This is a genomic window from Corynebacterium marinum DSM 44953 (assembly GCF_000835165.1).
Lineage (GTDB): Bacteria > Actinomycetota > Actinomycetes > Mycobacteriales > Mycobacteriaceae > Corynebacterium > Corynebacterium marinum.
In genome coordinates this window covers 1,374,500-1,386,832 of sequence record NZ_CP007790.1, presented here as the reverse complement: position 1 = coordinate 1,386,832, position 12,333 = coordinate 1,374,500, and the positions used below count along the sequence as shown (strand labels likewise).

Here is a 12,333-nt window from a genome sequence, read left to right as displayed (position 1 = left end):
GAGACCAATCGTGAACTGGAATCGTGGGGAGCATCTGCATGACTGACCAGCACCAGCCGCGCCGTATCGTCGTGGGAGTGTCCGGGGGCATCGCCGCCTACAAGGCCTGCCATCTGGTGAGGGACCTCAAGGAGGCCGGTGACGACGTGCGCGTGGTTCCCACCCCGGGGGCCCTCAACTTCGTCGGCGCGGCGACATTCGAGGCGCTCAGCGGGCATCCGGTGTCCACCACCGTGTTCGATGCAGTCGACGAGGTGCAGCACGTCCGGATCGGGCAGGAGGCCGACGCGGTGGTCATCGCCCCGGCCACCGCGGACGTGATCGCCCGCCTGGTGGCGGGGCGGGCGGACGACCTGCTCACCGCGACCGTGCTGGTGGCCACGTGCCCGGTCATCGTCGTTCCGGCGATGCACACGGAGATGTGGCGCAACGCGGCGACGCAGGCGAACGTCGCGACGTTGCGTGAGCGGGGTGTCATCGTGCTGGAACCCGCGCACGGGCGGCTGACCGGCAAGGACACCGGTGCGGGCAGGTTGCCGGAACCGGACCAGATCGCGGAGCTGGTGCGCGCGGTCCTCGACGGTGCCAACCTCACCCCCGACTGGCAGGGCAGGAAGGTGCTCATCACCGCCGGCGGCACGCAGGAGAACCTCGACCCGGTGCGTTTCCTGGGCAACCGCTCCTCCGGCCGGCAGGGATTCGCGCTGGCGGAGATCGCCGCCCACCGGGGGGCGAAGGTGAGGATCGTCGCCGGCGACACCGACCAGCTGCCGACGCCCTCGGGGGCCGTCATCGAGAAGGTGGGCAGCGCGCGGGAGATGGCGGCGGCCGTCGAGAAGCACGCGGCGGAGGCCGACGTGATCATCATGGCCGCGGCAGTGGCGGATTTCCGGCCGGTCTCCGAGGCCGGGGCGAAGATGAAGAAGGGTTCGGACGACGACTCCCTGACCACCGTCCGGCTCGTCGAGAACCCGGACATCCTGGCGTCCACCGTGCGGTGCCGGCGCGAAGGTGCGGTGCCGGCGGCGACGACCATCGTGGGTTTCGCCGCGGAGACCGGGGACGGGACGCATTCGGCGCTGGATTTCGCGAAGGCGAAGCTGGAGCGCAAGGGCTGCGACCTGCTGATGTGCAACGAGGTGGGGGAGGGCCGGGTGTTCGGGCAGTCCCGCAACCGGGGTTGGCTGCTCACCGCTGACGGGAGGGTGTCCGAGGTCGCCGACGGCTCCAAGCACGCCGTGGCCGCGCGGATCCTCGAGGCGGTGGACGAGCTGCGTAATTGACGAATTTAGACAGCTTGGTCTATATTGGGCGGGACGCTCAGTTGCAGTTGTATATCCGCCATTCGTAAAGGACCACCCACGTGCCAGAGAACCCCGCCACCACCACCGTGGCCTTCGACAAGCCCGCACCGATCCGTCTGTTCACCAGCGAATCGGTGACCGAGGGGCACCCGGACAAGATCTGCGACGCCATCTCCGACGCCGTGCTCGACGCCATGCTCGCGCAGGACCCCCGCTCGCGCGTCGCCGTGGAGACCCTGGTCACCACCGGCCAGGTGCACGTTGTCGGCGAGGTCACCACGGAGTCCTACGTGGACATCGCCGGGTTGGTCCGCAAGACCCTGGTGGACATCGGATTCACCTCCTCCGAGGTGGGCTTCGACGGCCGCACGTGCGGCGTCAACGTCGCCATCGGCGAGCAGTCGCACGAGATCGGCGCCGGCGTGACCACCTCGCAGGAGGCCCGCTCGGGTGCCACGATCGACGACGACGACCGTGAGGGCGCCGGCGACCAGGGGCTCATGTTCGGCTACGCCACCAACGAGACCCCGGAGTACATGCCGCTGCCCATCGCGCTGGCCCACCGCCTCTCCCGGCGGCTGACCCAGGTGCGCAAGGAGGGTACCGTGCCCCGGCTGCGCCCGGACGGCAAGACCCAGGTCACCTTCGAGTACGACGAGAACGACCGGCCCGTCCGCCTGGACACGGTGGTCATCTCCACCCAGCACGACCCGGACGCCACCCAGGAGTGGCTCGCCGCGCAGCTGCGCGAGCACGTCCTGGACTGGGTCATCGCCGACGCCGGCCTGGAGGGCATGGTCGACGACAAGATGGTGCTGCTGGTCAACCCCTCCGGCTCCTTCATCCTCGGCGGCCCCATGGGCGACGCCGGCCTGACGGGCCGCAAGATCATCGTCGACACCTACGGCGGGATGGCGCGCCACGGCGGAGGCGCCTTCTCCGGCAAGGACCCCAGCAAGGTCGACCGTTCCGCCGCCTACGCCATGCGCTGGGTGGCCAAGAACATCGTCGCCGCCGGGCTCGCCGAGCGGGTCGAGGTCCAGGTCGCCTACGCCATCGGCCGCGCCGCCCCCGTCGGCCTGTACGTGGAGACCTTCGGCACCGCCGCCGCGGGCCTCACCGACGAGGACATCCAGGGCGCGGTGGAGAAGGTCTTCGACCTCCGCCCGGCGGCCATCATCCGCGAGCTGGGGCTGCTCGCCCCGATCTACAGCCAGACCTCGGCCTACGGCCACTTCGGCCGGCTCGATCTCGACCTGCCCTGGGAGCACACCGACCGCGTGTCCGATCTGCAGGCGGCTCTCGGCCGCTAAGGTGGTTGTCCATGGCCACACCCCGCGTCCCCGCAGCACACAGGCCGGTGGCACGGGTTCTCCCGCTCCTCGGCCTGGCGCACCTGGACCGGATCTTCGACTACCGGGTCTCCGCCGACGACGATGAGGCCGCCCAGCCGGGGGTGCGGGTGCGCATCCGCTTCGCCGGACGCCTGGTCGACGCCATCCTGCTGGAACGCGCCGCCGAATCCGCGCACGAAGGATCCCTGCGCTACCTCGAGCGGGTGATCTCCCCGGAAATCGTGTACCCGCCGCGCACCGCCGCGCTTGTCGACGCCCTCTGCGACCGCTACGCCGGCATCCGTTCCGATCTCATCCGTTCCGCCATCCCGTCCCGGCACGCCCGCGCGGAGGAGTCGGACACCTCCACCCCCTGGGCGGAGCTGGGGGAGGTCCAGGAGCCGGACCTGTCCTCATGGTCCGCCTACCAGCACGGCGAATCCTTCGTCGATGCGGTGCTCGCCGGCCGGACGGCGCGCGCGGCCTGGCAGATCGCCCCGGGCGACTCCTGGGCGGACGCGCTCGCCGCCCTGGCCGTGAAGGTGGTCCGGGACGGCGGGGGAGCGCTTCTGGTGGTGCCGGACCAGCGGGATGTCGACCAGCTCGAGGAGGCGCTGCGGGGGCTGGTCTCGGCGAAGCAGGTGACCACGCTCACCGCGGGCCTGGGGCCGCAGGCCCGCTACCGGCGTTTCCTCTCGATTCTCGACGGGCAGTCCCGGCTCGTGGTGGGGACCCGTTCCGCCGCGTTCGCGCCGGTGGCGGACCTGCGCCTGGCAGTGATCCTCCACGACGGCGACGAGAACCTCGTCGATCCCCGCGCGCCCTACGCGCATGCCCGCGAGGTCCTCACCACCCGCAGCTCGCTGGAAGGCTGCTCGCTCATCCTCGCCGGGCACTCCCGGACCGCCGAGGCGCAGTTGCTCGTCGAATCAGGGTGGGCGCACGACCTGGTGGCGCCGCGTGAGACGATCCGGCAGCGTTCCCCGCTGATCCGCGCCGCCGCCGACACCGAGTTCGAACTTGTCCGCGACCCGCTGGCGGCGTCCGCACGACTGCCGAAGCAGGCCTTCGACGCCCTGCGCGGATCCCTGGAACGCGGCGAGCCGGCCCTGATCCAGGTCCCCCGCAAGGGCTACGTTCCCACCTTGGCCTGCGGGTCCTGCCGGGCTCCGGCCAGATGCCGGCACTGCAACGGCCCCCTGGGGCTCCCGGCAGGCGCGGGGGAGCAGGGCGGTGTGCCCACCTGCCGGTGGTGCGGCCGCCCCGACGCCCGCCACCGGTGCGCCGAATGCGGCTCCGTCCGGCTGCGCGCCGTGGTGCTGGGCGCCGACCGGACCGCCGAGGAGCTGGGCCGGGCCTTCCCCTCCACCCGCGTGATCGCCTCCGGGGGAAACAAAGTGGTGGACGCGGTCGACCACAAGCCTGCGCTGGTCGTGGCCACCCCCGGCGCGGAGCCCCGCGTGCGGGAGGGCGGCTACGGGGCGGCGCTGCTGCTGGACACCTGGGCGATGCTCGGGCGCCAGGACCTGCGCGCCACCGAGGACACTCTCGCCGCGTGGACCGCCGTGGCCTCCCTGGTCGCCCCCGCCTGGCGCGGCGGGGAGGTGGTCGTCGTGGCGGATCCGGGGTTGCCCGTGGTTCAGTCGTTGATCAGGTGGGACATGGTCGGCGCCGCGGCCCGCGAGCTGGCCCAACGTTTCGACGTCCGCTTCCCCCCGGCCGTCCACATGGCCGCCGTCGACGGCGCGAACACCGCACTGGACACCTTCCTCGAGATCCTGGAGTTGCCAGAGCACACCGAGGTGCTCGGGCCGGTCGACCTCCCGCCCGGTGTCCACCTGCCCGGCGAGTACGACGAACGCCGTTTCGGCCCCGCCCAGCGCATCCTGCTGCGCACCCCGCTGGGCCCGCGGTCGGTGCTGGGCAAAGCGTTGAAGGCTGCCACGGTGGCGAAGGCCGGGCGCAGGGACGACCTTCCGCTGCGGATCCAGGTGGACCCGATCCACATCGGCTAGGTGGTGAGCCATTGGTGAAATCGAATGAAGGTTCGAAAGTTGATGCCGGAGGTCCCGGGGGGTTGCTAATATCGAACACGTAAGCGAGTTGAGGGGATGTCGGGGGAGGCCAGTCGTGCCAGGGGGTGCAATGAACAAGCAACAGATGACGGACATCGTCGACCGGGTCGAGGGGGCTCTCACCGAACTCTCCGGACTGATGGCGGATCCCGCGGCCGTGGTCGTGGACGAGGTCCGGGAGGGATTCGAACGCCTGGAGAAGATCTGGGGCGCCAAAGGATTCATCGACGCGGCCTTCGCCTACGCCGCGGACCGGGCGGGCGCGGGAAAGTACGTCGGGGCGGTGCACACCTCCGAATACCTGACCAGGGCGCTGGGCGTGTCCAAATCCGAGGCGCGCGCCCGACTCCGCCGGGGAGACGCGCTCTTCGCGCCACCGGGGAATGAACCGCGGCCCGAGCCGGATCCGGAACCCGGTGAAACCGAGGAGCAGCGCCGCGCCAGGGAGGAGGCCGCCGAGCGCATCCGCCGCGAGGAGGCCGAACGCCGCCGCCGGGAGGAAGCAGCCCAGCGCAAGGCCCGGGACGCCGCCCGCAAGGCCGAGTCCGCGGAGAAACAGGCGATGATCATCCGTGAGCTGGAGCACCTGAACACCTACTCGGATCCCACCTACCAGGAACTTCTCGCCAGCGCCCTCGACGAGGCCGGCCGGCGCCCCCTGGAGGATCTCCGCACCTGGCTGCGGGGAAGAATCCGGCAGGCCAACCGGAAGGGCCGGACGCCGGAGGGGAAGAAGGACCCCTTCGCCGCCCTCCGGAAGCGGAAGATCGTCATCGGGGCGCAGGACGCCGACGGCGGGGCACACGTGTCGATGTACCTCGACGGGGCCGGCCTGGCGATACTCAAGGCCGCCCTCGCCCCGGGCCGGCTCCCGGGAGCCAACGCCTCGGTGCCCGCCGAAGAAGACCACCGGCCGTCGGCGGCCCGCCTGGTCGACCAGCTGATGGTCATCCTGCGCCGCTACCTGGACGGCGATTCCGCCCTGGCCCGCACCGGCGTGGGATCGGTGGTGGTGTCCATGACCGCCGCCGAACTCGGTGACCTCCGGGCCGACGACCGGTTCCCGACCAACACCGGCCACCTGCTCACCCCGGCGGACATCCTCCGGCTGGGCGCCGCCCGCCACGACATCGGGGTGCTGCACGACGAACAGGGCGCGGCACTGGACCTGGGGCGCACCAGCCGCTCCGCCAGCCTCACCCAACGCCTGGCGCTCTTTGCCCAGGAACTGTGCTGCACACGCCCCGAATGCACCACCGGGCTGTGCGACTCAGAGATCCACCACATGGTGAGCTGGCTGGCGAAAGGCAACACCGACATAGAGAACCTGACCATCCTCTGCCGCACCCACCACCCCGCCAACCGGGATCAACGCGACGGGGCAGGCGGCCTGGGGCACATGGACAAAGACCCCGACACGGGACGGGCCGGGTGGACACCGCCGGACGGCGGCCCCGTCGAGTTGAACGAGACCGAATTCCAGCAGCACTCCGCCGGGGCCAAGATCCGGAGGAGAAGGCCGCCGCCCGGGGACGCGGCCTGACCGGACAGGCAGGCGCGGAATTCTGCCTGTAACAGGGGAGAAGTAGACTACGGGGACGACACGCCCGCGAAGAAGGAGCCCGCACCACCCATGACTATCCGCGACATCCGAATGTTCGGTGACCCGGTCCTGACCACCCGGTCCGACGAGATTACCGAATTCGACGACGCCCTGCGAGCGCTCGTCGACGACATGCTCGAGACGATGGACCATGCCGGCGGAGTCGGCCTGGCCGCCAACCAGATCGGCCTCACCCGCCGAATCTTCGTCTACGACTGCAGTCATATCGAGGACGGCCTGCGCGGGCACATCATCAACCCTGTGTGGGAGGCAATCGGCGAGCAGACCCAGACCGGTCAGGAAGGCTGCCTCTCCATCCCGGACATCTCCATGGACACCGAGCGTTTCGAGACGGTCAGGGTCTCCGGCCGGGACGTCGACGGCCACCCCGTCGCCATGGTCGCCTCCGGGCTGATGTCGCGCTGCATCCAGCACGAGACCGACCACCTGGACGGGGTGCTCTTCCTCAAGCGCCTGAGCCCCGAGCTCCGCAAGGAAGCCATGGCCACCATCCGCACCTCCGACTGGTTCAACTCTTAATAAGGAGCATCCCCACCGCATGCGTCTCATTTTCGCCGGAACCCCCGAACCAGCGGTCGTCGCCCTCCAGCGGCTGCTGCAGTCAGACCATGAGGTCGTCGCCGTCCTCACCCGCCCGGACGCCCGCCGCGGGCGGGGCCGGACCCTCCACCCCTCCCCGGTGTCCGCCCTCGCGCAGGAGCACGGCATCGAGGTGCTCACCCCGGCCACCCTTAAAGCCGGAACCGAGGACGGGGACGCCATCCGTGCCCGGCTCGCGGAACTGGCGCCGGACGCCGTCCCGGTCGTCGCCTACGGCAACCTCATCCCCGCCGACCTGCTCGATCTGCCCGCCCGCGGCTGGATCAACCTGCACTTCTCCCTGCTTCCCGCCTGGCGTGGCGCGGCCCCGGTCCAGGCGGCGATCCGGGCCGGCGACGACATCACCGGCGCAGCCACCTTCCGTATCGAGGAAGGGCTGGACACCGGTCCCGTCCTCGGTACCGTCACCGAGGTGATCCGCCCCACCGACACCACCGACGACCTGCTCACCAGGCTGGCCTACTCGGGCGCCGAGCTGCTGGCCGCCACCATGGACGGTCTGGCGACCGGGGCGATGGTCCCGCAGCCGCAGACCGGTGACCCCACCTACGCGCCGAAAATCACCACCGAGGATGCGCGCATCGACTGGAGTGCACCCGACTTCGCCGTCGACCGCCACATCCGCGCCCACACCCCGGGTCCCGGCGCCTGGACGATGCTCGGCGAGGAACGCATCAAGATCGGCCCCGTCACCCGTAGGCCGGAGGCTGACGGCCCCGCGCCGGAACTCGCCCCCGGGCAGATTCACGTGGGCAGGAACACCGTCACAGTCGGCACCGGCACCGGCGCGGTGACCCTCGGCGAGGCCCAGCCGCCGGGGAAGAAGATGATGAACGCCGCCGACTGGGCCCGCGGCAACTCGACCCTTCAATCCGGAGAGCAGGTGACCTTCTCATGAGCGGCGGATTCCGATCCCGGTCCAGAGGCGGCCAGGAACCCCAGAAGCAGGACCCCCAGAAACGTGCCGACGCCCCCGCGAAGGCCGCCAAGGCCCGTAAAGCGGCCCCCCAGCGGTCACGGCCGCAGGGCGGGAACAAGCCCCCGGCGAAGAAGCAGGCGACGCGGACCTTCCCCGGCCTGGACGCCCCGCGGCTGCTGGCGCACGAGGTGCTCACCCGGGTGCGGGAGGATGAGGCCTACGCCAACCTCATCCTGCCGCGCCTGCTGCGGGAACGCAGGATCGTCGACCGTGACGCGGCCTTCACCACCGAGATCACCTACGGCACCCTGCGCGCCAAGGGCGTGCTCGACGCGGTCATCGCCGAGAGTTCCACCCGCCCCCTCGACAAGATCGCCCCCGAGGTGCTCGACGCGCTGCGGTTGGGTGCCTACCAGCTGCTCTACACGCGGGTGGAGCCCCACGCGGCGGTCGACACCACCGTGCGACTGGTGGAGGCCAGCGGCAACGAGCACGCCAAGGGCTTCGCCAACGCCGTCATGCGCACCATCACGCGCACCCCGGCGGACAAGTGGATCGCCCTTCTCACCCCGCCCGGCGAGATCGCCGCGGTGGCGTTCCGCAACGCCCATCCGACCTGGATCGCGGAATCCTTCTCCCGGGTCCTGGGCCTGGGGGAACTCGACGCCGCCCTCGACGCGGACTCCGAGCGCCCCACCGTCCACCTGGTCGCGCGCCCCGGCGAACTCACTGCCGAGGAACTTGCCCTGATCACCGGTGGCGAGGAAGGCCAGTACTCGCCCTACGCGGTGCACCTCGGCTCCGGCGACCCCGGCGACCTTGAGCTGGTCCGCGACGGCCTGGCGGGGGTGCAGGACGAGGGCTCGCAGCTGGTCGCCCGCGCGGTTGTGGAGGCACCGCTGGAAGGCGAAGACGGCGGCCGGTGGCTCGACCTCTGCGCCGGCCCCGGCGGCAAGGCCGCCCTGATGGGGGCCCTGGCGCGTATCGACGCCGCCCACGTCGACGCCGTCGAGGTCTCCCCGCACCGCGCGAAACTGGTGGAGCAGTCCACCCGCGGCCTGCCGGTGACCGTGCACGTCGCCGACGGCCGCGACCCGGGTCTCGAACCCGGTTACGACCGCGTGCTTGTCGACGCCCCCTGCTCCGGCCTCGGCGCCCTCCGCCGCCGCCCCGAGGCGCGCTGGCGCAAGGAGGAAGCCGACATCGCCGAGCTCAACCCCCTCCAGTTCGACCTGCTGGCCTCCGCGCTGAAACTGGTCCGCCCCGGCGGCGTGGTCGTGTATTCGACGTGTTCCCCCGACCTGCGCGAGACCCGCCAGATCGTGGACAAGGCCGTGAAGGAACTCGGTGCCGTCGAGGTCGACGCCCATGAGCTGGTCGCGCCGATGTCGGACGTGGGCAACGACAAGAGCGTCCAGATGTGGCCCCACCGCCACGGCACGGACGCGATGTTCTTCGCGGTGCTGCGCCGAGGTGCCGGCGGCTGACGGTTGACGGCCCCTAACGCCCCCGGAACTGAGGGGCGCGCTTCTCCGCCCGTGCGGCCCGGGATTCCTCCACGTCCCCGGAGAGCCACGCCGCCGCGGCGGCCTCCTCCCGCTCGGCCCTCGTGTAGGGCCGGTGCGAGGTGTGGGAGAACTCGTACTTGAGGTGGCGGAGGGTGAGCGGCGCCTTGGTGGCCAGCAGCTCGGCGACTGCCAGCGCGTCCTCGAAGCCGCCGGCCCGGAGGGCGTAACCCGAGCGCACGGCGTCTTCGGCGGACAGGGCGGCCCCGGTGAAGAGCATCGTCCGCGCGATCGCCCCGCCCACGAGGTGCTCCAGGGTGCGGATGGTCACCTCGTCGAGGGCGATGGCCACATCCACGATGGGCACCCGGAACAGCGCGGTGCCGTCGACCACGCGCAGGTCACACGCCATCGACAGCTGGGTGCCCGCGCCGATCGCCGGGCCGTTGACCCAGGCGACCACGGGGACCGGCAGCGTCTGGATGGTGCCGAGCATCTCCAGTAGGCGCGGGTAGAAACCCCCGGAGTAGACGTCGCCGGACAGGTCCGCACCCGCGGAGAACACCGTGCCGTCGCCGTGGAGCAGGACCACCCGGGCACCGTCCTCCACCGCAGCCAGCATCGCTTCCTCGATTGCGTCGCACATGGGGATGTCGAGCTTGTTTCGCTTGGGGTGGTTATTGAGCCGGATTACCCGGATCCGCCCGTCGGCATGGTCGGCGGTGAGCACCAGCGGTTGTTCGGCTTGTCCGGTCTGCGCGGCGTGGTCGGTCACGGGGGAGGTCCTCTTCCTGGGGTCAGTTTCCTGGGGTCACTGCTTCGGCACCTTCTCATCCTGCCCTACCTGCTCCCGCCCCACGCCCGGAACGGGGAGTCAGGAGATGAGCTCGATCTCATCTTCCCGGAGCTGCTGTTCCTGCCGCATCGCACGTTTCCTCAGGTGCTCCTCGAAGGTCTCCGCGTAGGGTGTGCCGACCAGCTCCCAGGATCCGCCGATCGGTTCCGGCCAGGAGCTCATCCGCGCGTCGACGATGGCGGCGGTGAGCGCTGTGCGCGCTGCCGGGCAGTATTGCTGCACCTGCTCCCCGAAGTCGGTGATCTGGAATTCCTCGCCCCGCCGCGCGGTGAACACACCTACCGTGCGACCCAGCTCGATGATGTCGCTGAGGATGGTGACCTCGCTGGCGGAGCTGACCGACGTGGAACATATGCCCCGGTAGTGGCCCGGGTGCAGCTCGGGGAACTTCTCGACGAGTTTGCGCACCTGCTTCACGGGCAGGTAGCCGTGCTTGCCCAACCGTGGAGGGTTGTCACCATCGGCCATGCTGATCAGGGCCAGCAGGACAGGCAGGTCGGGTTGCGCACGCATGATCGGCGCGACGTCGGGGAGCGCGAAGGGCCGGCCGCGCTCGGCGAGCACGGTGTAGAGCTCCAACGTCCGCCGGGGATCGGGCACCTCGGGGTGCATGAGATCGAGCAGTTCATCCACGATGACCGCCCGCTCGACGTCGGGCGGCAGGGGATCTCCGGAGCGCGCCCGCATTACGGCGTTGTACTCCGCGAGGCTCATCGCGGGGTTCGGCAGCAGAGGTTCGGGGTCGACCGGGCCGGTGCCGTAGGGGTCGGCGAAGTGGGTGTCGGCCTCGACGATCTCCACGTCGAACACCCACCCCTTGAGCCTGCTGAGGATGAGCTCCATGCGGCGGAAGCTGGGGAGCAGGGGGTTGCGCATCCGCGACTCGTCCAGGTCCTGGTGCCTGAAGTGGGATTGAGCGTGCCCGGCGTAGTTGCCGTCGTGGTGGAGGACGGCGTCCGGGGTCGGATACCTGCCCACGGTGATGCAGATGCGGTTGACCAGTTCCTCACCGGTCATGAACGGGTCGACCGGCATGTGCCGGACGAACGGTGTGTGGGCCCCCTGGAGCGTGATGGTCGCGAATAATTCATGGCTGAAAGGACTGATGTGCACGGTGGTTTCCCCCTGGTTGTGGTGTGTGCCTCCAGCACAGCACGGCGCCGGGCCCCCTGCGCGGCCGCGTTCGGGATTCTGTGGATAATTCCGCGCCCGGAGCAAAGCTGTGGATAATTCCGCCTAGAATCGGGCAGGAAGGGAACGCACATGATCTAGCTCGCACTGTTGTTTCTCGTCGATCTGGCGGCCTGGGGCTGGCCGGCCACGGCACGTCGGCTGCGGCGCTGGCCGGGGCGGTGATCGCGGTGCACGCGGTGCACGCGGGGGTCCGGTTGAGCGGGGAGAGCACCGGCAAACGCCCGGCGTCCCCCGCGTACACTGAACCTCATGGCTACCCCGATCATCGCACCCAGCATCCTCGCCGCTGACTTCTCCAGACTCGGCGAGGAGGTCCGCGCCGTAGCGAACGCGGACTGGATCCATGTGGACATCATGGACGGACACTTCGTCCCCAACCTCTCCTTCGGCCCCGCGATCACGAAGACCGTGGACGGGATCACCGACCAGGTGCTCGATGTGCACCTGATGATCGAGAACCCGGAGGAGTGGGTCGACCAGTACATCGACGCGGGCGCGGACTGCGTCATTTTCCACGTCGAAGCCGCCGACGACCATGTCGCGTTGGCCCGCCACCTGCGGGAGAAGGGCGTGCGCGCCGGGTTCTCCCTCAAGCCGGGCACCCCGATCGAGCCCTACCTCGCGGACCTGCGCTTCTTCGACCTCGTCCTGGTGATGAGCGTGGAACCGGGCTTCGGCGGGCAGTCCTTCATGCCGGATCAGCTGGAGAAGGTCCGCACCCTGCGCGAGACGATCGACAACAACCGGTTGACCACCCTGATCGAGATCGACGGCGGCATCTCCGAGAAGACCATCGGGCAGGCCGCGGATGCCGGCTGCGACGCTTATGTCGCGGGCTCGGCGGTGTACGGCAAGGACGACCCGGCGGCGGCCGTCGACGAGCTGCGCCGGCTGGCCACCCGTTAGGGACAGATGGACCACA

At 70.2% G+C, this 12,333-nt stretch carries 10 protein-coding genes; 8 read left to right on the top strand and 2 right to left on the bottom strand.

Going from position 1 to position 12,333, the window contains the following annotated elements; genetic code table 11:
• Positions 1 to 38 precede the first annotated feature (38 nt).
• The 7 genes from coaBC to B840_RS06610 all read left to right on the top strand — a co-directional run bounded on the left by coaBC (position 39) and on the right by B840_RS06610 (position 9,343).
• Positions 39 to 1,283, top strand: a complete 1,245-nt coding sequence (gene coaBC / locus B840_RS06640; RefSeq protein WP_042621500.1) for a bifunctional phosphopantothenoylcysteine decarboxylase/phosphopantothenate--cysteine ligase CoaBC — start codon at positions 39 to 41, stop codon at positions 1,281 to 1,283.
• Between the two features lie 107 nt (positions 1,284 to 1,390).
• Positions 1,391 to 2,617 (top strand): methionine adenosyltransferase, encoded by a 1,227-nt coding sequence (metK, locus tag B840_RS06635; RefSeq protein WP_042622579.1) that lies wholly within the window; start codon positions 1,391 to 1,393, stop codon positions 2,615 to 2,617.
• Positions 2,618 to 2,628: 11 nt separating this feature from the next.
• Positions 2,629 to 4,653: a primosomal protein N' gene (locus B840_RS06630; RefSeq protein ID WP_042621499.1), complete on the top strand. Its 2,025-nt coding sequence runs from the start codon at positions 2,629 to 2,631 to the stop codon at positions 4,651 to 4,653.
• Positions 4,654 to 4,783: 130 nt separating this feature from the next.
• Positions 4,784 to 6,256 (top strand): HNH endonuclease signature motif containing protein, encoded by a 1,473-nt coding sequence (locus B840_RS06625; protein ID WP_084602835.1) that lies wholly within the window; start codon positions 4,784 to 4,786, stop codon positions 6,254 to 6,256.
• Between the two features lie 90 nt (positions 6,257 to 6,346).
• Entirely contained in the window at positions 6,347 to 6,856 is a 510-nt protein-coding gene (def, locus tag B840_RS06620) for a peptide deformylase (RefSeq protein ID WP_042621497.1), read from the top strand.
• Between the two features lie 19 nt (positions 6,857 to 6,875).
• Positions 6,876 to 7,835 (top strand): methionyl-tRNA formyltransferase, encoded by a 960-nt coding sequence (gene fmt, locus B840_RS06615; protein WP_042621496.1) that lies wholly within the window; start codon positions 6,876 to 6,878, stop codon positions 7,833 to 7,835.
• A complete protein-coding gene (locus tag B840_RS06610; protein ID WP_042621495.1) occupies positions 7,832 to 9,343 on the top strand; it encodes an RsmB/NOP family class I SAM-dependent RNA methyltransferase in 1,512 nt (503 codons plus the stop codon). Before fmt ends, B840_RS06610 begins: the two co-directional genes overlap by 4 nt.
• Positions 9,344 to 9,356: 13 nt before the next feature.
• Here B840_RS06610 and B840_RS06605 read toward each other — a convergent pair whose 3' ends face one another.
• Positions 9,357 to 10,136 carry an enoyl-CoA hydratase gene (locus tag B840_RS06605; protein WP_188656937.1) on the bottom strand — a complete coding sequence of 260 codons (780 nt, stop codon included), beginning with the start codon at positions 10,134 to 10,136 and terminating at the stop codon, positions 9,357 to 9,359.
• A 99-nt stretch (positions 10,137 to 10,235) separates the two neighbouring features.
• Positions 10,236 to 11,252 (bottom strand): hypothetical protein, encoded by a 1,017-nt coding sequence (locus tag B840_RS06600; RefSeq protein ID WP_042621494.1) that lies wholly within the window; start codon positions 11,250 to 11,252, stop codon positions 10,236 to 10,238.
• 408 nt (positions 11,253 to 11,660) lie between these two features.
• Between B840_RS06600 and rpe the strand changes: the two genes are divergently transcribed.
• Positions 11,661 to 12,317 carry a ribulose-phosphate 3-epimerase gene (gene rpe / locus B840_RS06595; RefSeq protein WP_042621493.1) on the top strand — a complete coding sequence of 219 codons (657 nt, stop codon included), beginning with the start codon at positions 11,661 to 11,663 and terminating at the stop codon, positions 12,315 to 12,317.
• Positions 12,318 to 12,333: the final 16 nt, after the last annotated feature.

Excerpts from the sequence above, each read along its gene's own strand:
- coaBC (WP_042621500.1), top strand. The coding sequence starts at position 39 with ATGACTGACCAGCACCAGCCGCGCCGTATCGTCGTGGGAGTGTCCGGG.
- B840_RS06630 (WP_042621499.1), top strand. The coding sequence starts at position 2,629 with ATGGCCACACCCCGCGTCCCCGCAGCACACAGGCCGGTGGCACGGGTT.
- B840_RS06625 (WP_084602835.1), top strand. The coding sequence starts at position 4,784 with ATGAACAAGCAACAGATGACGGACATCGTCGACCGGGTCGAGGGGGCT.
- def (WP_042621497.1), top strand. The coding sequence starts at position 6,347 with ATGACTATCCGCGACATCCGAATGTTCGGTGACCCGGTCCTGACCACC.
- fmt (WP_042621496.1), top strand. The coding sequence starts at position 6,876 with ATGCGTCTCATTTTCGCCGGAACCCCCGAACCAGCGGTCGTCGCCCTC.
- B840_RS06610 (WP_042621495.1), top strand. The coding sequence starts at position 7,832 with ATGAGCGGCGGATTCCGATCCCGGTCCAGAGGCGGCCAGGAACCCCAG.
- B840_RS06600 (WP_042621494.1), bottom strand. The coding sequence starts at position 11,252 with ATGCCGGTCGACCCGTTCATGACCGGTGAGGAACTGGTCAACCGCATC.
- rpe (WP_042621493.1), top strand. The coding sequence starts at position 11,661 with ATGGCTACCCCGATCATCGCACCCAGCATCCTCGCCGCTGACTTCTCC.